19 protein-coding genes are annotated in these 24,993 nt (G+C 37.9%); 12 read left to right on the top strand and 7 right to left on the bottom strand.

The genetic code is table 11. The features are described from left to right. Positions 1-52: 52 nt before the first annotated feature. Entirely contained in the window at positions 53-949 is an 897-nt protein-coding gene (locus H4J46_RS00880; protein WP_182231702.1) for a LysR family transcriptional regulator, read from the bottom strand. 266 nt (positions 950-1,215) lie between these two features. On the opposite strand from H4J46_RS00880, the gene H4J46_RS00875 reads away from it, so the two are divergent. After that, positions 1,216-1,893: a glutathione S-transferase family protein gene (locus H4J46_RS00875; protein ID WP_182231701.1), complete on the top strand. Its 678-nt coding sequence runs from the start codon at positions 1,216-1,218 to the stop codon at positions 1,891-1,893. Positions 1,894-2,016: 123 nt separating this feature from the next. Then, positions 2,017-3,144, top strand: coding sequence for a zinc-binding dehydrogenase (locus H4J46_RS00870; RefSeq protein ID WP_182231700.1), 1,128 nt, complete (start codon positions 2,017-2,019; stop codon positions 3,142-3,144). 419 nt (positions 3,145-3,563) lie between these two features. On the opposite strand, the gene H4J46_RS00865 is transcribed toward H4J46_RS00870, so the two are convergent. After that, positions 3,564-4,772, bottom strand: coding sequence for an MFS transporter (locus H4J46_RS00865; protein ID WP_182231699.1), 1,209 nt, complete (start codon positions 4,770-4,772; stop codon positions 3,564-3,566). Positions 4,773-5,370: 598 nt separating this feature from the next. After that, positions 5,371-6,486, bottom strand: coding sequence for an HDOD domain-containing protein (locus H4J46_RS00860; protein WP_182231698.1), 1,116 nt, complete (start codon positions 6,484-6,486; stop codon positions 5,371-5,373). Positions 6,487-7,160: 674 nt separating this feature from the next. Between H4J46_RS00860 and H4J46_RS00855 the strand changes: the two genes are divergently transcribed. Together H4J46_RS00855 and H4J46_RS00850 are read left to right on the top strand one after the other, a co-directional pair. Beyond that, a complete protein-coding gene (locus tag H4J46_RS00855; RefSeq protein WP_182231697.1) occupies positions 7,161-7,733 on the top strand; it encodes a tRNA-(ms[2]io[6]A)-hydroxylase in 573 nt (190 codons plus the stop codon). A gap of 85 nt (positions 7,734-7,818) precedes the next feature. Beyond that, a complete protein-coding gene (locus H4J46_RS00850) occupies positions 7,819-9,081 on the top strand; it encodes a hypothetical protein (protein ID WP_182231696.1) in 1,263 nt (420 codons plus the stop codon). Between the two features lie 279 nt (positions 9,082-9,360). Here H4J46_RS00850 and H4J46_RS00845 read toward each other — a convergent pair whose 3' ends face one another. Continuing rightward, entirely contained in the window at positions 9,361-10,440 is a 1,080-nt protein-coding gene (locus H4J46_RS00845; RefSeq protein ID WP_182231695.1) for a succinylglutamate desuccinylase/aspartoacylase family protein, read from the bottom strand. Between the two features lie 452 nt (positions 10,441-10,892). Here H4J46_RS00845 and H4J46_RS00840 point away from each other — a divergent pair, with 452 nt between their 5' ends. The 3 genes from H4J46_RS00840 (at position 10,893) to H4J46_RS00830 (ending at position 15,262) form a co-directional block, all read left to right on the top strand. After that, a complete protein-coding gene (locus H4J46_RS00840; RefSeq protein WP_182231694.1) occupies positions 10,893-11,822 on the top strand; it encodes a MoxR family ATPase in 930 nt (309 codons plus the stop codon). 133 nt (positions 11,823-11,955) lie between these two features. Continuing rightward, positions 11,956-13,035 (top strand): DUF58 domain-containing protein, encoded by a 1,080-nt coding sequence (locus H4J46_RS00835; RefSeq protein WP_182231693.1) that lies wholly within the window; start codon positions 11,956-11,958, stop codon positions 13,033-13,035. Positions 13,036-13,042: 7 nt separating this feature from the next. After that, positions 13,043-15,262, top strand: a complete 2,220-nt coding sequence (locus H4J46_RS00830; RefSeq protein ID WP_182231692.1) for a DUF3488 and transglutaminase-like domain-containing protein — start codon at positions 13,043-13,045, stop codon at positions 15,260-15,262. A 49-nt stretch (positions 15,263-15,311) separates the two neighbouring features. Here H4J46_RS00830 and H4J46_RS00825 read toward each other — a convergent pair whose 3' ends face one another. From H4J46_RS00825 to H4J46_RS00815, 3 genes are read right to left on the bottom strand one after another with little or no spacing between them, the layout of a single operon-like run. Beyond that, entirely contained in the window at positions 15,312-17,030 is a 1,719-nt protein-coding gene (locus H4J46_RS00825) for a GldG family protein (protein ID WP_259365622.1), read from the bottom strand. Further along, entirely contained in the window at positions 17,031-17,741 is a 711-nt protein-coding gene (locus tag H4J46_RS00820; protein WP_182191926.1) for an ABC transporter permease, read from the bottom strand. Then, the gene (locus H4J46_RS00815) at positions 17,741-18,568 is read right to left on the bottom strand and encodes an ABC transporter ATP-binding protein (RefSeq protein WP_310650189.1); all 828 of its coding nucleotides are present in this window, start codon (positions 18,566-18,568) and stop codon (positions 17,741-17,743) included. The genes H4J46_RS00820 and H4J46_RS00815 overlap by 1 nt, the downstream gene beginning before the upstream one ends. Before the next feature lie 619 nt (positions 18,569-19,187). On the opposite strand from H4J46_RS00815, the gene H4J46_RS00810 reads away from it, so the two are divergent. From H4J46_RS00810 to H4J46_RS00790, 5 genes are all read left to right on the top strand, one after another. Beyond that, positions 19,188-19,493 carry a DUF2007 domain-containing protein gene (locus H4J46_RS00810; RefSeq protein ID WP_182231691.1) on the top strand — a complete coding sequence of 102 codons (306 nt, stop codon included), beginning with the start codon at positions 19,188-19,190 and terminating at the stop codon, positions 19,491-19,493. A gap of 329 nt (positions 19,494-19,822) precedes the next feature. Further along, on the top strand, positions 19,823-20,989 hold the full coding sequence (locus tag H4J46_RS00805; protein ID WP_259365621.1) for a murein transglycosylase domain-containing protein: 1,167 nt from the start codon (positions 19,823-19,825) through the stop codon (positions 20,987-20,989). A gap of 596 nt (positions 20,990-21,585) precedes the next feature. Further along, positions 21,586-22,533, top strand: coding sequence for a class I SAM-dependent methyltransferase (locus H4J46_RS00800; RefSeq protein ID WP_182231690.1), 948 nt, complete (start codon positions 21,586-21,588; stop codon positions 22,531-22,533). 743 nt (positions 22,534-23,276) lie between these two features. Then, entirely contained in the window at positions 23,277-23,768 is a 492-nt protein-coding gene (locus H4J46_RS00795) for an ion transporter (protein WP_259365620.1), read from the top strand. Between the two features lie 342 nt (positions 23,769-24,110). After that, positions 24,111-24,395 (top strand): hypothetical protein, encoded by a 285-nt coding sequence (locus H4J46_RS00790; protein ID WP_182231689.1) that lies wholly within the window; start codon positions 24,111-24,113, stop codon positions 24,393-24,395. Positions 24,396-24,993 lie beyond the last annotated feature (598 nt).

The raw sequence follows: 24,993 nt of genomic DNA, 5'->3' as shown, positions 1-24,993 counted from the left end.
TAATCAGTAATCAGTAATCAGTAATCAATAATCAGTAATCAATAATCAATAATTACTTTATTCTGGCAACTAAAAAATCTACTGCTGCTTTTACTTTTGGTACTAAATAGCGTTGTTTTTGATATAACAAATAAACTGCCATATCAGAATGTTGAGTTATCGCTAACTGATGCTCAAACTTAAGTTCTTGCAATTCTCCTGATTCAAGATAGGAAGATAACGCCCATCGTGTTGACATTAAAATGCCTTCACCGTCACACGCTTTTTTCGCTAACCATGGTCCGTTATTTGAAATTGCTATCGCTGGTCCCGAAACATCATGCCATTGACCGTTCATATTGCATAACCAAGGCGTTGGTCCTGTTGGGGTTTTAAAATAAACGCCATTATGTTCTTTGAGTTCCATTGCGTTATTAGGTACGCCGTGCTTTGCTAAATAACTTGGCGAAGCGACAGGAATAAAGCCATTGTCCATTAACCTTATGGCTAACACGCGCTCATTTGGCGCGTAACCACCGCGAATAGCAATATCGACATCATCACGCCCTAGTGTCGATAACTCGTCACTTAAACTAATATCTAAGACAATTTCAGGGTATAACGCACTGAATTCATCAAATAAAGGAAGTAATATTTTTTCGCCAAAACCGACCATTGAACTGATAGATAAACGACCCATGGGGGTTGTTTGATAACTACGAACCGTTTCATTGCTTTGTTCTAGTTGATTCAATATTTGCTGGACATCGTTATAATAAATTTGTCCTACTTCTGTCAGTTTAACGATTCGAGTTGAACGCTTTAATAGCGTTGCTCCTAAACTCTTTTCTAAATCAGCAACGCGTCTCGACAACGATGAGGGCGGCACATTTAAAGTATTCGCCGCTTTGGTAAAACTGCCCGTTTCGACGACTTTACTGAAATAGCGTATTGCACGTAGTTGATCCAACTGGCTTCTCCATTAAATAAATACTGAATGCTTTTGCTTGATTGTTGCTTTAAAAGCAATAGTGATTCGCATTTTCCCTTATATATAACCAAATTAAAACCAGTAATAATACGTTTAACTTAAACATTACCACCCTGCTCTTATGACAAGGTATTAAAAACAGAGGCTTTAATTGCATTTTCGGCAACTGAGCATAATTAAACACAGTTAAACACAGTTAAATACAGCTAAACACAACTTTCACGTTAATGACGGGACACTTACTTATGATAACTTTGCACGGTTTTGCCGCTAGTAATTACTACAACCTAGTGAAACATGTATTGCTACACAAAGAATTGCCATTTAAAGAAAACCTACTGTACGCGGGTAGTGAAGAATTACTCGTAATGAGTCCTGCTGGCAAGGTACCCGTTATCACAACGGCTGAAGGCCTTGAACTTTCAGAGTCGAGTGTTATTTGTGATTTTATCGAAGAGACTTACCCTGCAATTCCGCTATACCCTGAAAATGCAGGAGAACGTGCTGTTGTCCGTCAAATGATGAAAATAGCAGAGCTTTATTTTGAACTGCCAAGCAGACGACTGATACCTTATGCATTTTCAGGCACAGCAGTGCCTGATGCGATTAAAGCTGAAGTACGTCAAGTATTAACGCGTGGCATTACAGCTTTAAGTCGCTTGTGTCAGTTTTTACCTTGGGTTGCAGGTGAACAATTAACCATGGCAGATATCTATCTTTATTATGTAAACACTATTGTTAGCGCTTTTGGCTCTAGCCAGCTTGAGTGGGATGTACTGGCAGAAGTACCAGGAATGAAAGAATGGAACAATGCCATGAGTCAATCTGCCATTGCCCAAGAAGTAGAGGCCGACCGTCAGGCAAACATACCTGAGTTTATACAAAAGGTGACCGCTCAAATTAAAGCGGAAAACGCGAGATAACATGTAGTTAGCGATCAAAAAAGTCAATACCACATTTTTACGTGAATTCAATTACGAACAAAGTATAACCAATACAATAAAGTTATTGGTTGAAAAAATTCATTATTTGCAGGAGCAAACATTATGACAACGTCAAATATCCAACTTACTTCAACCATCAGTGAAGACAATAAATTAACACTTGCCTTAAAAAACATCGAAATACCACAACCTGGTGCCGATGAAGTGGTTATTCGTCTTGAAGCTGCGCCATTAAACCCGTCTGACTTAGCCGTTCTTTTTAGCGCTGCAGATATGACAACCGCGCAGCAATCAGGCACTGAACAAAGCCCAGTGATTACGGCAGATGTACCAGCTAAATTTATGCCTGCGGTTAAAGCGCGTGTTGGTAAAGCAATTCCTGTTGGTAATGAAGGCGCAGGAACCGTTATAGCGGCGGGTTCATCAGCTGCGGCACAAGCATTAATGGGGAAAACCGTTGCCGTTATTGGCGGTGGCACGTATCGTCAATTTATCTCCGCCAACATACAAAGCTGCTTACCATTAAAAGAAGGTACTACAGCTAAAGAGGGCGCATCTTCTTTTGTTAACCCGCTTACGGCATTAGCTATGGTTGAAACTATGCGTGCTGAAGGTCATAAAGCCATTATTCATGCGGCGGCTGCGTCTAACCTTGGCCAAATGCTAAACCGTATTTGTATTGCTGATGGCGTTGATTTAATTAACATTGTCCGTAAAGCCGAACAAGAAACTTTATTACGTGATATGGGCGCAAAATATATTGTTAATTCTAGCAGTGCTACTTTTCTTGCTGACTTAACGGCGGCAATTATTGAAACAGGCGCAACTATTGCGTTTGACCCTATTGGTGGTGGTAAGCTAACAAGTGACATTCTTAATTGTATGGAAGTTGTTGCGGTTCGTGATATGAAAGAACACAGTGTTTATGGCTCTGACACGTTCAAACAAGTGTACATTTATGGCGCATTAGACCGTGGCCCTATAACACTCAATCGTAACTTCGGTTTTGCTTGGGCTGTCAATGGCTTCTTATTATTTAATGCGCTAGGTAAGCTAGGCACTAAAACGGTAATAGCGATGCGTAAACGTGTTGCAGATGAAATCACGACAACATTTGCTAGTCACTACACACATGAAGTGTCGTTAGCAGAAGTATTACAATTAAAATCGATGGCAGCTTATTCAAAACAAGCGACAGGTGAGAAGTTTTTAATCACGCCTCAAAAGTAATTGTCCCTCAAAATTAATTAATTTAACTGATTGATTTTAAGGTACGTAAAAGCAGATGCTGATGATGGTATCTGCTTTTTATTTACTGGCTCGTAAGAGAAAGCATCAAGCTATACATCGTTTACGCTAATAGTTAATTGATTAGAAAATATATGACAAGATTTTTAGCTAGAATGTCAGGAATGCGCACAAAGTGACTGATAATAATTTAAAAGTGTATGACATTGATGGTGGTTAAGCGGACTATTTACAGTGTTGAACTTTAGTCAGCTGACCTAAGAAAAGGGCTATAGCTAACTTACGTTTAACGGATAGCATTGTGAGCTTCCAGCTTTAGTTTATTTTGCCTATTGGGTGTTTCCATGTTTATTTAGATTCTTTCAGCTTTATTCAACTTTATTCAGCTTCTACATCGAGCTTCATATATTGCTTTGTGTATTTTTTTTCAACGGTGAAAAAGTACTGCGGTGTAATTGCCAACAGAGTAGATAAATCAAACTATAAAGCACCATTCCTCCAGTAAGTACGCCATGCCAAGTGCCATACTGCCAGCAGGCAATTAAGTAAAAACCACCTAGGCTACCGCCAATATAATAGTGTACAAGGTATAACGCAGTGGCAGTAGCTTTCGCTGTACTCGCTTTTTGACTTACCCATGCATAAGCAAGTGAGTGGGTGAAAAAAGCGCCAGAACTAATAAACAATAAACCCATAAGCATTGCTGGTAATGAGTCATAAGCTGAAACCCACATGCCTATCGCACTGATTGTGGTTCCTAATACTATGCCACTAATCGGGCTGTATATTTGGCTCCAACGGCCACTTAGCTTTGCGGTAATTGTACCGGTGAGATAACATAAAAAAATCATCGAGGTTAAGCTGATTGATAGTGAATAGGGCGGTGCGACAAGACGAAATCCCATGACCGTATAAAGGTTAACAAACAATGAGAAATTTAGTCCACCAATCATCATAGCCAACCATAATTTACGCTCTTTCAAATGACCAATAACACGACGACTATGAAGGTTAAATTGCCCCTTTGTTGGAGTGAAATTTTTCTGCTCGGGTAATAGTCGGTTAACGAGTAACGCACCGAATAAACTGAAAATAGCCATACCTATTACCGCGAGTTCCCATCCCCAATATTCAGTGATAAAACCACCATATAAACGCCCAAAAATCCCCCCTAATGAATTAGCACTAATATAGCCACCGATCGCAAGTATTAAAGCTGTTGGGCTAAATTCTTCAGCCATATATGCCACGGCAACTGCTATAAAACCAGCAAGAGAGATGCCCATTACCGCGCGTGTTAGCGTTAACATTAGCAATGAATCGGCTAGTAACATGGCTATACCCGTAAATGGCAATAAGAACAGGCTCAGTATCATGACCTTACGATGACCAATCATTTCTGAACTGATAGCCCATGGCACAAGAGTAAGCGCTAACGTTAACGTACATGCCGCCAGTAACCAGTTAATTTCAATGGCACTGGCGCTAAAGGTCTCAGCCATTAAGGGCAACATAGGTTGGAACATGTACAAGTTGCAAAATACGAGGAAAGACCCTAAGGCTAATGCAAAGCTTGCGCAGCGGTAAGCGGGTGTTTTTATTTCAATCATGGTGATGAGACTCAGACAGTGACATTTAATAACGATCACTATTAAAAAAATAATTAAACAGTAACAATACTATAAAGATAATAAGTGTGTATTGATAACGATAACTTTTATAACCAAGCTTATCGTTATTAAAATTAATAACGGCCATAGTTAATTGCAAATTATCAAGCCCTCTTTAGAATTAGCATATCAGCCAAGGTCGAGGGGGATTCTTGATAATTATCGCTAGAGAAAGCCTTGATAGATTTATGATGCACTAAAGGGGATTTCCACCTGATATTCGCTGTAGTTTTCTTTGCAGTGAAAGTAAACTTAGTCGCAAAATTGTGAATACCAAGGTGATAAGTGAGAAGGTGAAATACTGACTTTAGCTCCAGTTTTTTGATGTATGCGCTTACGGCAACTATGAATACACATTTGCGGTCACTATGCGAGCACTATGTGGGTGCTATTGGAGCAGTGGTGCATGATGAATAGTTCGAGTAATTTAAGCGAATAATATACTTGTGGTGAAGTTATCGTCGGTATTAATTTTTAGGGTGTATTATTTGCTTTATCAATGCCATGTGCTTAATAAAAATAAATAACGGCTATTATGTTAATTTTTCTTTAACTGCTTATCGGCTAATACTTGCTGCAACTGATTATTGGCCTCATCAGTGAAAAGTAATGAGGTAGATACTTCTTTAATATATTCATCATCAATGGCACTATGCGCGAGTCTTAGCTCAAGTTGGCTAATAATTTTTGCTTCATAAACATAACAGGCTAGGGGCATTTTATGGTGCAATGTGGGTAATAATGCTGCGCGTTTAACTTTTGCTTGTAAGGCTAGTGCGTCTAATATTGAATCAGGAAAATTCCAATGCTTAGCAATAAAATAAGTCAGTCTTTTTGATTCTTTAGCCATCAAATTTTTAAATAAAGTAGAATTTGGCTGACAATCTGGATGAACAATAGCAAACGCATCGGTGAGTAACTGATAAATGACAAGGTCGCCTAAATTACAAATTAAACCAATAAAGTAAGCTTGAGCTGCACTGTCTTTTATGAATGATTTAGCTACCAGTGCTTTTGCTGTTATGCCGGTAGATAAGCTATGTTGCCATATTTTCTGACCATATTGTCTAAAGTAGATAGTTGAATTTGGTACTAGCTTATTAACAAAGCCGTTAATAACGCCTTCTGATAAACCGTTGGCACCTAACAGCAAAAAAGCAGATTTAAGGTCCGTAATCTCTTTATTGTTACGATTATAATAAACCGAATTAGCTAGCTCGATAACCTTTGCGGCAATGGCAGGCTCTTGCTGAATTAATTGGATTAAAGCTTCGGTATCAAAGTCTTGGTTATTTATCTGCTCAATAATTTTTGTTAAAGATAAGGGTAATATAGGTAATACATCTAAAATTAATTTTGGGTTTTTCAATAAACTTTGTATTTTTGATGATATAAGTTGTGATAGTTCATGATCATTTGGTGACTCTACTCGGTTAGATTCGCCTAATAGATAGTCATAAAAATTTTGTTGATATTCATCTTCAAATGAATGAAACATGAGTCCGTCGTGGTTTATATTATGATTTGTATTAGCCTGTTTATTTTCAACTTCTTTATCTGAATCAACATCTTGTCTGCTTTCTTCGAAAAAATACACATTAGGAGTGCTACTTTCAGGTTTTTGAAATAATTGACTTAATAGTTTGTTGAACATAGCTATAAAAAACACTTAAAGGGTTAAAAGGATGTCAGTATTGAAAAAGGCCACTAAGTTAACATCCAAGTTTTGTCTGAGCTTTTTTCTTATTATTGTAATTTTATTTTGCTTGATAATAACTTAATTTTGTAAACAAAATTAGTTTTATTTACGCTTTAATAAACAAATATTTGCGTCAGATAAATATAAAATTTAGCCTGAGTTGATGCGGAAATTAATAGCTGACTTAATGAGTAAATTAAACAGTGAATTAAGCGCTTAAAAATCAGCCACTATAGCGATTAAAATCTCAACTGGAAACTGGCGTTAATTACATCATCACCCTGAAAAAAATTTTCTTGGCCCAGATGCTGTTGCACTAGTGCTTAATGCTAATTTTGGTAAAGCCACTGAGCTGAAACTATTGTTTAGTGGCGGCATTATTAGTGCTGTTACTAGTACTGTTAATATTAACGTCATCAGTGTTATTTTTAGCACGTTAGTGAACAGGAGAAAACATTAGCTCGAGCTCAAAGTTAGCCGCAAATTATTATTTTAATTACCCTGAGCAAGCTATGACAACATTATTGCTCCTATCTTGGACATTATCAGGGTATTTTTCTTGTCGCTTGTTTTTACCCGTGTAAAATACCGCTATTATTTCTTTCTTGTTTATTGTGTAAAACTTATCTATGTTCGAATTAAAATATCAAACCCCTAAAGCTTGGGCCGATGTAGTGCTGAATGACTTCGACACTTTCTTAACTGATCATGCCGCAGCAGAAAAAAAAGCTTCAGGTATGGCCATGTCGATGATCTCTCATTATCCAGATCGAAAATCAGTAGTGAAAGCGATGGCGGACTTAGCTATTGAAGAACTTATTCACTTTAAACAGGTACTAAAATTAATTTATGCCCGTGGTGGACAATTAGGTGCGGATGAAAAAGACCCTTACATTAACCAAATTAGAAAGGTTTTTCGTAACGGCAGCGATGTGTTTTTTATGGACCGATTAATCGTCGGCGGGGTCATTGAAGCCCGTGGTCATGAACGATTTTTTTTGATTGCACAAGCGCTACCAGAAGGCAAAGACAAAGAGTTTTATCAAACGATCGCTAAATCAGAAGAAAAGCATAAAAATTTATTTATTGAATTAGCTTATGAATATTTTCCTAAAGCAGAGGTTGATCAGCGTTTGGCCGAAGTTTTAGACATTGAAGCGGACATTTGTGCAGCGCTACCGTTTCGTGCAGCCTTGCATTGATGTGCAATGCGTATTTGGGGTATAGCTTTGAAACTGACTTTTCTTCCAGTATAAAGGCATGTAAGCTTTTAAGGTAATAAGTACCATGACTAACAACAGCGCTACGCAACATAAAACATGGGCTAAATATTTAGCCCATTATGCTGAGCCAGAAGTACTATTGCTGGCGTCGTTTCCAGAACAGGGCAACTATCAGCACGTGCTTGTTATTCCAGCGTTTGAAGAGTCTGCGCAATTTATTGACCGATTTATTGCCTCGACATTGGTCGAGCAACCGTGTTTGTTAATCGTCGTGGTTAATCAGCCCGACAGCGATTTTGGCCGTCAGCACCAACAAGCGCAAAGTGACTTAGCGCAGAGTATTACTGAACGCGGTGAACTGATTTGGCAGCAAGGTAATTTAAGCTTAATTAACTTGTGCCATTCGAGTCGCCATAACACGGTTAATGCGTCAATCTTAATAGTTAATCGTTACAGCCAACCTATTCCATCCGATCAGGGCGTAGGTTTAGCAAGAAAAATTGGCGCCGACTTAGCGATAAAATTATTTACTCAAGGTCATATTAATTCTTCTTGGGTACATTCAACAGACGCTGACGCCTATTTGCCGGATAATTACTTTACAGCTCATGCTGTTAATAATGTAGCGCTTAAGCATGCCGTTGCTACTTGCTGTGATTTTTATCATCACAGTGAACACCAAGCCATTCATCAAGCCAATTTACGCTACGAAAACGCTTTACGCTATTACGTTGCTGGTTTGCACTATGCGCAATCACCTTATGCTTATTTTACCATTGGCAGTATTTTATCTTTTGATATGCTTGCCTACTGTCAGGCGCGGGGTTTTCCTAAACGCAATGCCGGTGAAGACTTTTACCTGTTAAACAAGTTGGCTAAATTGGGAGAGGTGGCTTACTTAGACGAGGTAAGGATAAAGTTAGAGGCTAGACCTTCACAACGTGTGCCTTTTGGTACTGGGCCAGCAGTGCAAAATATCATGCAACTTGTCGAACAAGGGCAAGATTATCAATACTATAATCCAGCAGTTTTTGTGCAATTAAAAGCCTGTTTACAGGCATTTAAACAGCTATGGCAATATCGACAACAACCTGAACTATGGCTGGTTTTTTTACCTGAAAAGAGCCAGCAGGCTTTAATCAACATAGGCTTACTGAATTTTGTGGTTAAGCAACAAGTGAACAAGCAAGCACAATTTAACAAACAACTGACCGTATGGTTTGATAGTTTTAAAACTTTGAAGTTTATTCACGCGCTACGCGACTTAGGTTTAGAGGATATAGCCTTAGAACAAGCGATATCTGATGCACCATTTGGTATTGGTTAGTTACCTCAGGTTTTTTATCAATGACCTATTAATCAGCTTTATCAATAGGGTCAGAGTCGTTGATATGTTCAATCTAAAGAAGTAGACCAGTGTAAGCTAAAGTTTATTTTCTTGAGTTAAATGAAATCAGTGTTACCGCAAAAATATCAAGTTAAACATTAACGGCTTTATAGCGCCGCATTAATCCAGCGTAATCTGACTTTTTATCACGTTAATCAAACTGATAGTTATTTGCTAGTTATTGAGTAGTGATTATTGACTTATTTTTAGCAAAGATAGCTATGAAAGATAATTATTGCCGCTATTAACCACATAAAATAGGCAATCGGAACGGGCAATATGGCTTTGATTTGACGCCATGAAAATTTTCAAGTTGGTTGCACAGAGCAATTTATTATCAACCATTTTAAAGTACTGTTCGATCACGTTTACCCCCTGGTCGTTTAACATTTCAAGGTTTTCTAAACCCTCATCATCAAGCCAGCCTAATAGCAGTCCCTCACAGCATCCACCGTAGTTAAATTGTTCAATATTTTGTCGCAAGGTTACGCCACTATAGCCTTCGTCACGTTTGCTAAATGATAGTTTTCGCTCTGCTTTAATGACTAAGCGCAAAGGTTTGTAAAGAATTTGCACTGCCTTATCTTGTGGTAAAGTACAATGACCATCGAAAAGGGTAAATTTTTTGATACCATTATAGGCAACATCATGTGCTTGGTCATCAAAACTACCACCACACTCAATCATAACTACAGGGCAGGAGAAATTAAGCTCCATCATAGCGCCGATACTAATATCAGATAAAATCAAGGTATCGCAAAAATAAGACGTAATTGACAACACATTGGGGTTAATCAGCGTACTAACGGCAAAGGCAGGGCCATTACCTGAAGTATTATGTAAATCAATAATAGCTGTAGGGTTAACCTCGCGGATGGCATTTTCTATTAATTTCGCTCGTTGAATATAGCCGTCAATATTTTTATTTTTTCCATCAATACCGCTTCGGATACTTTTTTCGTTAAAACAGCGATTTAAATCAACCCCATCGGGCAGGTATCTGTGATGCAGTAAATGCTGATAAGTAGCCGCTTCAACAGATGAAATAACGATGCGAATATTCGTTTTAGGTCGAGGTAAAAAATTTTCTCTGGTCAGCCATCGATGTATGGCAATAAGCCCTGACGGTTCATTACCCTGTAATAATGTTGAAATAACTCGCCATTCATTATTGTTTTCGCCATGGATATCTATAACGGTAGGGCTAATTAATGATAACAAAAACTGCTGATGATCGGCATGTAATGTAAGATTAGATGGGTTAACTAAATAGCTTATTTCGCTAAAATCGACATCCATAACTTATCTCCGAAATGCGATCTATAATCGCGCATGTTTGCTGAGTTAGTTGCTGTTAATGATAAAGGTAAACTCGACCATTATTCTGCCACTATTCGACCTATATTTGAGAGTGAAAGCATAACTGAGCTAAAAAATAGCGATATATCAAAAGTAAATTTATGCTTATTTACTGTCTCTATTTACACATCTGGCTAGCATGCCACAAGGCCATATTGTCGTTTGTTGATTAAGGTCAAATAAGCGGCTTTTTTTTGCTCTATTCTTTGGCTAATGACAGTTTTTTTGATTTCAATACTATTTCCAGGGTTTTACTACTGCACTTACTGCTGCACTTACTGCTGCATCTACTGCTACATTTAGTGTACAGATAATCTAATGAGGGTTTATTTAACTGGGTATTCGTTAAATAATTAATTATGCTAATTTTTCAATAAGAAGGAACGACAAGTATGCAAACTGTGGTTGCCAATATTTTGGCTCAAATCGAATCTGTCGTTATTGGCAAACCTCATCAAGTGCAATTAGCCTTGGCGTGTTTGTTTGCTAAAGGCCATATTTTAATTGAAGACTTACCTGGTATGGGTAAAACTACCTTAGCTAACACCTTAGCCTTAACTTTAGGTTTGTCATATCAACGTATTCAATTTACTTCAGATTTGATGCCCGCCGATGTTATTGGTGTTGCTATTTTTGATAAAGCGACAAAGTTATTTCAATTACATCCAGGCGCGATATTTAATCAAGTGGTGTTAGCAGACGAAGTGAACCGCGCCAGTCCTAAAACCCAAAGTGCCTTGCTAGAGGCCATGGAGGAAGGGCGAGTGAGTGTTGACGGTGTAACCCATCTATTACCTGAGCCATTTTTTGTTATAGCGACACAAAATCCCATGTCACATGCGGGCACTTATCCGTTGCCAGAGTCGCAATTAGACCGTTTTATGATGCGAATTTCTTTAGGATTTCCTAGCATAGATGCCGAGCGTAAAATTTTACAATCCATAACATCACACCGTGATGTTATGGATATTAAGCCTTTTCTTGGTGTTGAGCAATTACGGGAAATACAACAGCATATTGCTACTATTTGTGTTGCGCCTGCGATTGTAGATTATGTGATTGCACTATGCAGAGTGAGTCGACAAAGTGAGTCACAAGCTAAGGTGTTATCGCCACGTGCAGGAAAATCATTGCTGGCTGCCGCCAAGTCATGGGCTTTTATACAAAATCGTGATTATGTTATACCCGAAGATATTCAAGCGGTATTCTCCCCAGTATGTGAACATAGACTAGCGCCACAACAACATCATATATTTGAGCAAGCGGATGAAATTTCTCAGCAAATATTGTCGCAGATTGACCCAACTAACCCGTTGTTTTAAATGTGCATTTCAAATCAGCGCGTTAAATGATAGCGTTAAATTAAGCAGTTTAATTATGAAGTTAAGTTATAAAGATAAGTGATTGCCATCGAGTAAAAAGGGGGCGTTAGTTATTAAGCAAAGGAAAAAAATCGTGTTCTCTTCGATAAGCTCAGGGTCGATAATCGCTAGCTTGAAAAGCGAAGTGCATAAGCACTTTAATGCTTGGCTAACTCGTCGAATTCCGCAAGCCAGCCGACAACAAATTAATCATCATAATATTTTTATTATTCCCACACGTTTTGGTGCGGGTTTGTTAATGTTTATGCTGTTGCTGTTTTTACTGGGCACCAACTATCAGAATAATGTCATTATATTGATCAGCTATTTATTAGTCAGTTTTTTCATTGTGGTTTTGCACCATAGTTTTTTTAATCTTTCTGGCTTAGAGTTTCAAGCGACAAATTCATTGCAAGGCTTTGTTGATTCACCACTATATTTTCCCCTAGTGATAACCAGTAAAAAAGTTCGTTTTACTATTAGCTTTTCTTTTGATCAAGCAAGGGTAAAGACCGAACAAGTACTTGATCACAGCGTGAACGAAAATAAACCAAGCAAGCGTAAACCAAGCAACAGTGCGCTTAGCAAAATAACATTGGCACAACTCGAAATAGGTGAAAACAACATTTGGATACCTTATCGGGTTTGTCAGCGAGGGCAATACCCACTGGGTCGCGTGTTAATTATCAGCGAATTTGGCTTTGGGTTATTTAAAACTTGGACCCGATTAGACTTTGCTCAGCAAGTTACCGCTTATCCAAAGCCTATCGCCAATGCTTGGACCGATAAGCAACAAAACCGGGCGATTGAAGAGGCGGAAAATAACCTTGAAAGTTACCAAGATAGTTTTCAATCGGGCCAAGATGAATTTCACCAATTGCAACATTATCAGCTGGGTGAACCCCTGAGTCGTGTGGCATGGAAGCATGTGGCACAAGGACAAGGTTGGTTAACAAAACAATATCAACAAGCCTTATCAGGTAAGTTGCAGTTAGACTTTGAGCGCCTGCCAAACGGCACACTTGAACAGCGTTTAAGTTGGTTAAGTTATGCGATTAAAGACTGTAGTACTAAGCAAATAGCCTTTTCATTGAAACTCCCTAACCAAGTCGTTGAGTATGACTATAGTGCACAACATACCTTAAAATGCTTAACCGCATTGGCACGTTATTGAGGGCACGATGACAAAAATAATTAAACCTAGCGTTGAACTAGGGCCTAAGCACAGCCTTAAACAAAAGCTTACACCTAGCAAAAGTAAAAGTTATAGCGAAAATAGTGCGCTACAGCTTACTAGTCAAATGTATTTTTGTTTATTAATTTTTCAGCTGCTTAACCTTGCAAGCTTAGTTTTACAGTTGCACCTGGTATATTTGTTGTTTGCCACTTTTGCCTTGGCGCTGCAGTTTATTGTGTATTTGAATATTGCCCGCAAAGGCGCTCTGGCATCAAAGCCGAGCCAATCGATAAAAAGCTATGTAACAGCTAAAATACTACCGTCTTGGTTGATTTTATTATTAGCTATTTCAGGCAGTGTGGCTATCGCTGTTGCGGGGCAAACATTAGGGATTTTGCTGAGCATGATGCATTTATTATGCTTCGCTTATAGTTTAAAGATGTTTGAAATACCGAGGCGAAAAGATTTATATCAACTGGTGGTATTAGGCATTTTTGTTGCCACCTCTTCATTAATTTTTATTCAATCTATTTATTTTTCATTGGCTGTTATTGTTTTGGTTTTTGGCAATTTCATGATTCTACTTAACTTATTTGCACCAACAATGGCGGTATTAGCACAAGCTAAATTAGTCGCTAAACTGAGCTTATATTCAGTGCCTTTAGCGGTGGCGTTATTTGTCGGATTTCCCAAGCTCAGTCCCTTTTGGCAAGTGCCAAGTGTTGAATCAGCAAAAGTGGGTCTGTCTGATAGTGTAAAAATTGGCGATATTGCGCAATTAGCTTTGTCGGATGAATTGGCGTTTCGGGTCAGTTTTCAAAATAGTAAGCCTAAACATGCACAGCTGTATTGGCGGGCGATGGTATTAGATGATTTTGACGGCGTAACTTGGCGACAAAGCCGTCGAGACGAAACTCAAAATAGTCAAAGTGCTCAAAGTAGTTATGGTTCAGCTACCTTGGAGCATGCGAACAGTTCAGCTGATATTGAATTACCTGGCAGAGGATTAACCTATCAGGTGATTGCTGAGCCTAGTTTTCAATCTTGGTTATTTGCACTCGATTTCGCCACCAGTGAGCAAGGTAATATTGGCCAGCGTAATGACTTTGCCTTGTTTTATCGCGGTATTATTAGTCAAACATTAAGTTATCAAGTCACCAGTTATCCAGCAGCCAAAATGTCAGCGACATTGTCTGATACTAGCCGTGCTTTAAATTTGCTATTAAGCACTGACAATAACCCTAAATTGCTCGCTAAAGGCCAACAATTACGTCAGCAGTATCCTGATGACCGCCAGTTAATTAATCAGGTGTTAACTGAACTTAATGAAGAAAACTATTATTATACCTTGCAGCCACCTCGGCTGAATAACCATAGTTTAGACCAGTTTTATTTCGACACTCGTGCGGGATTTTGTGAGCATTATGCTAGTAGCTTTACTTATTTAATGCGTGCTGCCGGCATTCCTACTCGCATGGTGGTTGGTTACTTAGGTGGCGAGTTCAATCTCAGCGGAAATTATTTAAGTGTTTATCAGCGCAATGCCCATGCTTGGTCTGAGGTTTGGTTACCCAACGACGGCTGGCAGCGCATTGACCCAACGGCAGCGGTTGATCCAGAACGTGTTGAAAGGGGATTTTCGACTAGCTTAATGCAGGAGTATGATGATTTATCTTCCGGATTTTTTTCGCTGCAAGCGTTACGCGCCATGTGGTGGTATAAGCAAGTTAAAATGCAAATTGACGCCATTGATTACCAATGGACACGTTGGGTTATTGGTTATACGGGCCAAAAGCAATCGCGTGTTATGGCGCAGCTGTTAGCGAGTTTAAAGCAGGGTAAAAATGTTTTATATTTTTTGCTGATATTAGCTGGCGCCGTCTTGCTGTTTTATGGCTATAAAGTTGTTAAGGGCAAGGCGAAAGGGAAACCTGAGGATAAAATTAAAGCCCTGTATTTAAAAACCTTAAAATTAATGGCGCAGCATCAATTGGTCAAAGCAAGGTCGATGACCGCACAACAGTTTGCTGATGTTATTGCGACAGCTCGACCTGAGTTGTCAGCGAACTTTTGTGCTATATCAAACGGCTTTGCACAACTAAGCTATCAAAAGTTTACTGATGATATTAGCCAACAAGAGCGTGATAAGCAGTTAATAAAACTACAACTTAGCTATCGGCGACTTCGTTGGCAATTATGGCTAGCCAAGCTGGGCATTGACTAGTATTCATTGGCTAATGTTAAGGGGCAATGTTAAAAGGCAATAGCTAATATTAATGCTGTTTTGATTTTAACCAAACCACTATGCCAACAATAACAAAGAAAAATAGGCTGAAAAATAATATCACCATGACCTGACGTTTTTGTTTACTGGTTAAATCTAAGCGTTCAACCTTTATAACCTTCGCACTTAAAAAAGTCTGATAATCTGTCTCAGCTAACCAGTTGACAATGTTTAGCCCCATTTGGGCATTACTGTATTGATTAATATACACATTGGTTAAAAAATCTGCATCAGTAAAAACAATCATTCGGGTGTCAGAACGGGGCGCTTGCACTTTATTCGGGCTAGCAGTTATCTCTTTATGCTCTTCAAGTACCACATAAGAAATGGGCACTGGACCAGGGGTGTCTATGCCTTGATCATACTGAATTGCTAAATTTCTGTTGGTTTCTGCCCAACTTTTTTCTGTTGATGCCGTCGCGGCAATAACCGCTAACTTAATGCTTGGCCGACGTTGGGCTAACATCTCAATGGAGCGCGGTCTAACGTAAAAGGTATAATCTAAACCTTGGGTAATAGCTTTATGTTTTTGGTAGTTTTTGGTGGCAGGACTGCCAACATCGTTACCGACATGGTTAGTTAAATCAACCACAATGTCGGATTTAACCTTAAGTCCCCACTGATTAATAATGTTATTTAATGACGGGTTTTGCTGTAGCTGTTCTGCGGTTAGTGGCTTATCAGGCGTGGTAACTGTGGTATGTTCAATCAGAAATAAGGCATCACCACCGGCGGTTAAATACTCAATGATTAACTTATCTTCTTGTGTGGTAAGTTCAGTGCGAGCACCGGCAATCACCAGCACATCGCAATCAGCAGGGATCGACTGAGTTATACCTAACATCAGTGGTTTACTGTCCATATTGTTCTCAGCCAATAACTGTTTAAAGGTCGATAAACCGACATTGTCGGTGTTTGCCAGTGAATATTCACCGTGGCCAGTGAGAAAGTAAAGCTGTCTTGGCGGGCTACTAGCGCGAGCAATGGCATTAGTGAGTTTTTCTTCTGTCAGTGCGTCATCGCTAAAATCAACATCTTTGCGGCCATGAATTGACTGCACAATAACTTTACGTTCGGCGCCACTGACCACATTGCCAAACTTAGCAGCGAATGAAATGTTCTCTATCGGGTCAATTATTTGCGTGCTGATCAAGCCAGCAGAAAGCCTTTCATATTCCTTAAATAAATCTTGTAAATATTTGGGTGGCAAACCGACATAAAACGCGGTTAATTCAACTTTTTCTTTCAGTGTGCGAATAAACTCGATAGTGTTTTTAGTTAAGGTGTGTTGTTGACTTGCCGTGACATCCCATCGCGTGGTTATGCTATTGGCCGCATAATGACTGATAGCCAGAAAACCTATACTCGCGATAATCATAGCAAAAATAAGGCAAACTTTTTTCCCTCGCGCGTCAATAAAACTGGGCTTAGTCTTGCCTTGATTAGTATCAGTTGAATTAGTGGCATTGAACGTGGCTTTTATCGCCTTAGCATCCGTATGATTAAGTTGACTGTTTAGCTTGAGCAAAACAAAAAATGCCATACTGCCACCTAATGTAAGGCAGCTAGCAAAGCTCAATGACAGCAAAGAAAATTGCGCATCGATATAAAATAACGCTAAACCTAATATAAATAGCAAGAGCGCTGCGCCAATCAAAGCAGGTAATAACTTTTTAAGGAGTAAATTTTTATTGTTTTTAATCATCATTTATTGCCACAACCTATGGTTGATGCTCAAGCCAGTTAATACCAAGCAGAGCACAATACCGGCTAAATAATAGATAACATCGCTGGCCGTGATAATACCCATAGCGAAATTTTCAAGATGGCTACGCGTGCTGAGTTGGATCAGAAAGTTTTCCGCAAAGCCGGTGAAATACTTGGTAAAGCTGATTGAAAAATACAGTGAGAATAGGATCAGGTATGAGGTCATCGCGGCAATAATTTGATTTCGTGTCCACGACGAAGTCAGTAAACCTATGGCGATGAAAAGTGCGCCTTCTAACCAAATACCCACATAACCCGATAAAATACTGTAAGGGTCGGGATTGCCATAATACTCAACAATAAAATAATAAATGCCAGTGATGCTAATTAACAGTGAGTAAAAAATTAGCATACTAAAGTATTTACCTAACACGATCATACTCGGTGTTAAGGGGGCGGTGAGCAAAAACTCCATGGTGCCATTAGCTTTTTCTTCAGCAAATAACTTCATGGTTAATAAAGGGATAATAAAAATAAACATAAACTCCATCACTTGAAAGATATCTCGTAATGACACTTCTCTATTTTGCTCTATCAGCATAAAAAAAAGTACATTAAATAACAACAAACAAGCAATAAGAATAATGTAGGCCACAGGGCTACTAAAGTAGCTATGTAGCTCTTTCTTGGTCAGTGCGATAATTTTATTCATCAGTAATTACTTACATTTTGGCTTGGCGTTTGTATGGGGGTTTTTGATGAGACAGGTGCTGACCCTTGGTGATGGTTAAAAAATATTTGCTCTAAAGTTAATGCTTGAACTTGGCTGTTTTCATTTTTGGCAGTGTTTTCATCAGTGCTATTTATACTGCCTTTCAGCAAGGTTTTTAATGACTGATCAATAATAAGTTGCCCAGATTTAATCATTAAAATACGTTGGGCTATTTTTTCAATTTCAGGCAAGGTATGTGTGCTCAGTAATACGGTTCTTTGTTCCTTTTGGTTGTTAATAAGTGCTAACACTTGTTGAACTTGCATGGGGTCAAGGCCGCTAGTCGGTTCATCTAAAATAAGTAACTTAGGTTCATGAATAATCGCTTGAGCAATACCGACTCTTTGTTTATAGCCTTTAGATAAGGTTGAAATAGTTTTGTGTTTAACCTGCTCTAATTGGCAGTCTTCTAATACTTTAGCAAGCTGAACGGCTTGTTTTTTCGGGGCAACGCCTTTTATTTCAGCCGCAAACTTTACATACTGCAACACGGTCATATTGGTATACAAAGGCGGATTTTCGGGTAGGTAACCAATTTTTTGCCGGATAGTTAACGAGTGTTTAGTGATGTCGTCGCCATCAATGAAAATTCTGCCAGAAGAAGGGGCAAGAAAAGCGGTTATCATGCGCATTAATGTCGTTTTACCCGCGCCATTTTTACCTAAAAAGCCAACAATATCGCCTTGGCTAATTTCAAAGCTAACATTATCTACTGCCTGCAGAGCGCCAAAGTTTTTACTAATATGCTCAACTGTTAAAATACTCACTCAATAGCCTTATATAATTACGCTTAATAAATCTGACTTCATTATTATTTGATCATAAATATTATTGTTAACACAGATTATCTATGACATTGCTCATGTCTGCTAGTTTTTATACTTAGGTCAATATAAGCGGCAGCCTCTAGTTTGAAGCTATTTTCTAACTGATCGTGTTTTACAAAATTATAGCGATGTAAACCAGCAAGAATACTCATCGTTGGACTTAGCCACTAGTAAAGTAGTATTAATAAAGCCCTGTCAAAAACGCGATTAACCAATAAAAAACACTAAAGCAGTGTAGCACGAACAAACTGTTTTAGTGTTTTATAAACAACACCTTGCTACTATTTACTAGATATAAGTATCAAGGTGTTTTTGCATGATTTTGGCGGTACATTCACTTGGCAATATTATCTATAAAAAGTGATTTTTTCATATTATCCAATTTTAGTCATTGTTGTTATGGACAGTTAGATATTATTTATTTTTGAGATGAAAAATAAGACAAATAGCTAGTTTATTTATAAGCGAGCATTGGTAATACTGGCAAAGTTTTGTTATTAATATATAAAATAAATCAGAGGAAAGTTTCCCCTGATTAAATGCTGAGGTGAATTTAATTATGAAGATAGTGTATTCCAACGAAAGTCTTTTACTGGTTAGTAATGTTAAAAACCTTATTGAAGCACAAGGAATAAGCACATTTATTAAAAATGAATTTTCTCAGGGCGCTATAGGAGAAATCTCCGCTTTCGACTCTTGGCCTGAAGTTTGGGTTACAGATGATGCCGACTTGGAACGTGCGTCAGAAATATTAAACTCATCACAGAGTGACATCGATGGCGAGGACTGGACCTGCACAAACTGCTCAGAGAAAAATGCCCAGTCTTTTGAAATATGTTGGAATTGTGCGTCTGAAAAATCATAATAATACGCCATGATGTGGAGCACACTTCTAGATTTCAACTTACAGCAAAGGTTAATAGTAGCGAGTCACTTGGTTTAATTGTGGCAAATTATTTTCTTAATAAGGTTAACTTACCTGGTCAAACTACCACGAAATAACAGACATTGTTTAATGAACCCCGTTACGATAAGTGTTGGGCTTAGCGCTAACACAGTGAGTCCAACTCGTTTGATAAAGGTCACAAAAGCAGAGTGCAAAGCATTAGCTTTATATTATTTACCTATTTGTACTTTTTAGTAGACGAATCTATATAATGCTATGTGGCAAGTAAATAAATTAAAGGTCGTTGTATGATGTTTAAAAAAGTGTTGTTGTTATTTATAGTCATGAGTTTAACCAGTTGTAAGAGCATACCCAACCTCAGTTCAATTCGTAGTGCTGAAAGCTTAATTAAACAAATAAATGCTAACGATACTGATTTTATTACCATTGCTCATCAAACGGTTGAAACTAATCGGCTTATTCAGCAAGATATTAATAATATCAAGGTGTTGCTTAAAGAGTTAAGTCATCATATAGGTGATGTGTGGGGCGAAGCTAAGCCTCAAATACCGAGTAATAAAAAACTGGTTAAATATACTAACGACTACCAAGCGCGTGCCATTGTTGATTTTGAAAAAGGTAGCATTTTAATTGAAACTTTAGCGGCTCAGTCTCAGGCTAAAACCTTGCACAATTTACAGCGTGCCATTGTGACTACTTTATTAGCAACATCAGATCCTCGAAAAACTGATATATTTTCAAGCGAAGCGCCACAACTCTCCGGCAAACCATATTTGTACCAACAGGTGGTTGATCGCGACAATAAGCCTATTCAATACCCATGGCGTGCTAATCGATTTTCTAAGTATTTAACAGAATTTAATTTACAGAAATATAACAAAAATAGAAAAAAAATTTATGCTGTTAGAATTAAAATGGTTGAAAAACATCAACACTTACGTGAACAAAAATACAGTAAACATGTGCTTGCGGCGGCTAATCGTTATCAAATATCACCAGAGCTGATCTACGGCATCATTGAAATCGAAAGTAGTTTTAACCCATTTGCTGTAAGTACCGCTAATGCCTATGGTTTGATGCAAGTTGTGCCTAGAACCGCTGGAGCCGATGTTTTTCAACGTATTAAAAATAAAAAAGGTATGCCAAGCAAGCAGCAACTTTTTGATCCTGAGTTTAATATTGATATTGGCTCAGCCTATTTACACATTCTCAATAACAATTATTTGAAAGATGTCAGCAATGCCACCAGTCGTCATTACGCCATTATTTCAGCTTACAATGGTGGCAGCGGCAATGTATTAAAAACCTTTCATGGTAATCGTAAAACCGCGATGAAAGTACTCAATACTAAATCGCCTAAAGTGGTTTATTATCTGCTCACTAAAAAGCACCCCAAGGTAGAATCTCGTCGTTATTTAGAGAAGGTAACTAAGGCTGAAAAAACGTATTTGTAAATAGCTTTTTGTACAACACTGCTACTAGGTGATGAAAGTTACTGTTTAGAGGCTTAGAGAGAAAATGAGTATGTTAGCCAAAATGGCTTTTACAGGTAATAATATAGCGTTAGGTGTTTTTTTGTAGGTCGGACTTTATTCCATTAACCGTACAGCCAGTGATTACTGTCATGTGCCAAAAAAAATTGCAGCGATGTATTACTTTTGTTACTCGGTATTTGAGCCAATAACTGTTAAATTTCATTTAACTTGATGGACTAAAGTCCAACCTACATAGTGCTTGCGAGTGATTATGCAGCGATAGGCGTTTTTTGTAGATCGGACTTTAGTCCGACAACCGTAAAGCGGTGATTACTGTCATGGGCCAAAGATAAATAGCTAACTATTTATCACAAGTTATTATCACTAGTCTAGTAAGACGTATGTGAAAAAGATATATTTTGGCAGGGAGTTTTGTTTCTGTGTGGATATCAGTATTAACACAAGCTATGGTTCGTTATAATGCCAGCTCAATAAGTTAGAGTCCCGCATCCTTTTATTTAAGTAATTTTAGGAGGGAATCAACACTAAAAAATACTTACGGGCAGGGCATAGAATTGACAATTAACTGGCATGATTTAATCGCAAAAGCATGGACGGATCGAAAATTTTTACATGAGTCTGATGAATTTGATTGTTGGCGTGTTTTTCATGGTTACGCTGAAGGCGCAAAAGGTGTTGTTATTGAAAAATTTGGTACGATGGCCTTGGTTGAATATAAAGAGGATATTCGTGAGGATCTTGATGCGATTAAAGATGCACTGCTACAGCACTTTCCCTTCACGCTCATTCTCGCCAAAGGTGACCAATTACTTGGGTTACGGTTGAAGGAAAGGATGTTTACGCTGCATGGTGATTTTTCTGACGCTCCAGAATTTGTTAAAGAATATGGTGTTTATTATAGTTTACTACCTGATGCGATGCATAACTGCGGTTTGTATCTTGACGCGCGTCCAGTGCGAAAATGGTTAGCTAATAACAGTGAGGGGCGCCGTGTTCTCAACTTATTTTCATTCACTGGTAGTCTCGGTATCGCTGCTTTAAAAGGTGGTGCAAAAGCCGCTATTCATTTGGATAAATCGAAAGATTTGTTACCCCGTATCGAAAAAAGCTACAAAAAAAATGGCCTTGACCTTGGTACTCGCAGCTTTATACAAGGTGATATCTATAAGCATTTACCTAAAGCGATAAAGCGTGGCCAGACTTTCGACGGTATTATTTTAGATCCGCCGCCAAAAGTGTATAAGTCACCTCATTCAGAGCATCAACCTAAAGGGCAAGATTTTTCGAGATTGGTCAGTCTATGCTCAAAGCTTTTAAACCCAGGAGGCTGGTTGATTTGCATGTTTCATCGCTTTGATGCAACGTGGGATCAGTCAGATGCCGAAATTATTACAGCATCGACTCATACGTTGAAAATGATTGATCGCTTTACCAGTGAGTGTGACTTTCCTGATGAGAATGTCGATCGAAAGCTCAGAGTGACAGTGTTTGAAAAAAATTAAGAAATGTATCGCTAGAGCATAGATCAAAAAATTGTGGCTAAATAAATGATTTTATTTTTTAGCTCCACTGTAAAAATAGATCATAACGGCTGTCGATAAATTAAGTGTATAACAAGGGAAATCAGTCTGATGGGTTTTCCGCTTATTTTATCATGGCTCATCACTGGCTCGGTACTAAGGCGTTGCTCTGAGTTTGGCAAAAAAATTTAGATTGATGTCTTTATAAAGCTAGCACAATAATATTTCAAACCCATGGTATATCTCATTACCGGAAAAATTAATGAGGGTATCTATAAATTAACTAATACATATAGTTAATTGAAAAACCTCAAACCCTCTACTAAAATTAATATACTAATTGAAAGCACCTAGTTACCGGCGTAGTAGCTGATAATTGTTATGCGTACGTTATATTTTTTCTGAAAAATTTAATGAAATTTATAAAGGCATGCGTAATGCAAAGTCAGATAGGCTGTTTAACAGTGCATCTGACATTTAATTTTCAACTTTCTTATTAGGTTTTTCAGGTTTGGACTCAAGCTTATTTAACGTTTCAGCCGTTCCAGAGATAATGCTTACAGTGGGAGTGACAGAACAGTAAATTGTGATTAATCGCTCCCAACAAACCAAGAAATTTTTTAACTTCTGGCTAGCTTATGTTCAGATTATAGCCAACTATGACCAGCCTTTATTTAGGTATTACTTCGTATAATCTAATTATTATTTTTACATGAGTTAACGACATGATGAGAAAAATTAAACGACATGTGCGCTTTAAAAAGTTCATTAATGATATAGCTATTCATACTCCCTTTAAAAAAATGGTGCTTTTATTAGTTGTGTTGTGGCTAATATTTTCTGCGGGTATATACCTGGCAGAGCAGGGTATTGAAGCAACATCAATTAATTCTTATGGGGAGGCGTTATATTGGGGGGTAGCCGCACTTTCTACCGCTGGAATTGCTGATGCACCAATATCTGGTAAGGCTCAGTTAGTTGGAGGCCTATGGATAGTTATTGGTTCTATGTTGTTCTTTGGAACCATAGTAGCAACGGTTACTACCTATTTTATGAGACCAATGCAGCGGCCCTATAAACAGATTATTGATACCATAGAATACAACCTCGAACAGTTAAATGACTTGACGTTTGACGAGCTCGATTTATTAAAAGATACAGTTGACACACTAATTGTTCATGTTGAACAGCTAAAGCAAAAACAGTCAAAAAAGTAATCAATATCTAACCTGACACTTCAGCCGAAATCTTATGTTGGCTGATAAATTTTAATGCTATATTTTTACATCGCTCTAACTCTAGCTGGAAGTGACACCCAACTGATTGATAATTAATGTTATTTTAATTTTAGATGTCAGGTGCAAAAAGAAAGTTTACTTGAAGTTTTGGCTCTGGAGTTAATTATTTTAACCTATTTTTGATATATGATCTGGAAGTATGATGCTGCTAATGACTCTGGTGTTTAAGTTCTGAGTGAGAGTTTTTTCGTATTATGCGCACCTATTGCTGATGGCGGTTTTATCTTAGTTTTTCCTACTTGATTATTATTTAACATTAAGATGACTTATACACAAATAGTGCTTTGGTTTGTTGCTTTAGACATCAATTTTTACATGTTTTCTCAGCACTCAAATATTTATGACTTGGCATTTTTTACTAAATTATTAAAGCATATTTTATTTGAGCCTTATCCATATTGGAGTATTTTACTCATTAGTGCGGTAGTTACATTTTTATCAATATTTTTTGGTGATGAAATAATGGATGCCGCTGCTCATAAAGACAGAACCATAGCGCACAGTGTTTTCTGTTCATTATTAAGGCTTTTTAGTAATAAAACTTGAGTTATTCAATTGAAATCATTTTTTAAAAAAGTCCTCAGTCCTCAGTCCTCAGTCCTTAGTCTTAAGTTTAATAATGACTGCTTTCACATCAACATGATCATAAGATTGGATAATTTTAACTGATGAATTATGTCGACTTTGTGGCAAAACTGAACTCATATTTGTACTATTATTTCTGCGACAATATTCAAAAGAGTAAGATCAGATATGAGCTACTATATACCTCACTGGACACTATGTTGACGTACTTTTCTTTGCTTGAAAATAAAAGTAGTGGCAAAAGCTTTACACACAGACAAGCTTGAGCACAGATAAATGCTTAGCTTTGACAAGTAGTTAACATTGGTGTGAGCGCTTATGTCATGATAAGTAAGTACAGCTATGTAGTGCTTTTTTATTGATGAGGCCAAGGCTATTTATGCTCGAATAAATAAGCGTTACCGCGATGATATTAATGCCCAAGGACATCTTATTAACAGCACCATATTGCGGCGGTGATCCTTGCCTAGTATTTACAGTGACGTTAAAATGATACCGTAAAATTCTCTCCTAGTTGGCTAATGGATATCATTTGGTTGATGCACTTACTTATCCCTAT

The sequence above is a fragment of the Colwellia sp. MB02u-6 genome (assembly GCF_014077095.1).
Classification (GTDB): Bacteria; Pseudomonadota; Gammaproteobacteria; order Enterobacterales; family Alteromonadaceae; genus Cognaticolwellia.
The sequence above is the reverse complement of the archived record's forward strand: the minus strand, read 5'-3'. Positions and strand labels throughout refer to the sequence as shown.

Bases quoted from the DNA above. Each gene is read 5' to 3' on its own strand.
- H4J46_RS00850 (WP_182231696.1), top strand. From the start codon at position 7,819: ATGACTAACAACAGCGCTACGCAACATAAAACATGGGCTAAATATTTA.
- H4J46_RS00810 (WP_182231691.1), top strand. From the start codon at position 19,188: ATGAAGATAGTGTATTCCAACGAAAGTCTTTTACTGGTTAGTAATGTT.
- H4J46_RS00855 (WP_182231697.1), top strand. From the start codon at position 7,161: ATGTTCGAATTAAAATATCAAACCCCTAAAGCTTGGGCCGATGTAGTG.
- H4J46_RS00820 (WP_182191926.1), bottom strand. From the start codon at position 17,741: ATGAATAAAATTATCGCACTGACCAAGAAAGAGCTACATAGCTACTTT.
- H4J46_RS00860 (WP_182231698.1), bottom strand. From the start codon at position 6,486: ATGTTCAACAAACTATTAAGTCAATTATTTCAAAAACCTGAAAGTAGC.
- H4J46_RS00830 (WP_182231692.1), top strand. From the start codon at position 13,043: ATGACAAAAATAATTAAACCTAGCGTTGAACTAGGGCCTAAGCACAGC.
- H4J46_RS00795 (WP_259365620.1), top strand. From the start codon at position 23,277: ATGATGAGAAAAATTAAACGACATGTGCGCTTTAAAAAGTTCATTAAT.
- H4J46_RS00870 (WP_182231700.1), top strand. From the start codon at position 2,017: ATGACAACGTCAAATATCCAACTTACTTCAACCATCAGTGAAGACAAT.
- H4J46_RS00845 (WP_182231695.1), bottom strand. From the start codon at position 10,440: ATGGATGTCGATTTTAGCGAAATAAGCTATTTAGTTAACCCATCTAAT.
- H4J46_RS00865 (WP_182231699.1), bottom strand. From the start codon at position 4,772: ATGATTGAAATAAAAACACCCGCTTACCGCTGCGCAAGCTTTGCATTA.
- H4J46_RS00805 (WP_259365621.1), top strand. From the start codon at position 19,823: ATGATGTTTAAAAAAGTGTTGTTGTTATTTATAGTCATGAGTTTAACC.
- H4J46_RS00825 (WP_259365622.1), bottom strand. From the start codon at position 17,030: ATGATGATTAAAAACAATAAAAATTTACTCCTTAAAAAGTTATTACCT.
- H4J46_RS00875 (WP_182231701.1), top strand. From the start codon at position 1,216: ATGATAACTTTGCACGGTTTTGCCGCTAGTAATTACTACAACCTAGTG.
- H4J46_RS00840 (WP_182231694.1), top strand. From the start codon at position 10,893: ATGCAAACTGTGGTTGCCAATATTTTGGCTCAAATCGAATCTGTCGTT.
- H4J46_RS00790 (WP_182231689.1), top strand. From the start codon at position 24,111: ATGACTTATACACAAATAGTGCTTTGGTTTGTTGCTTTAGACATCAAT.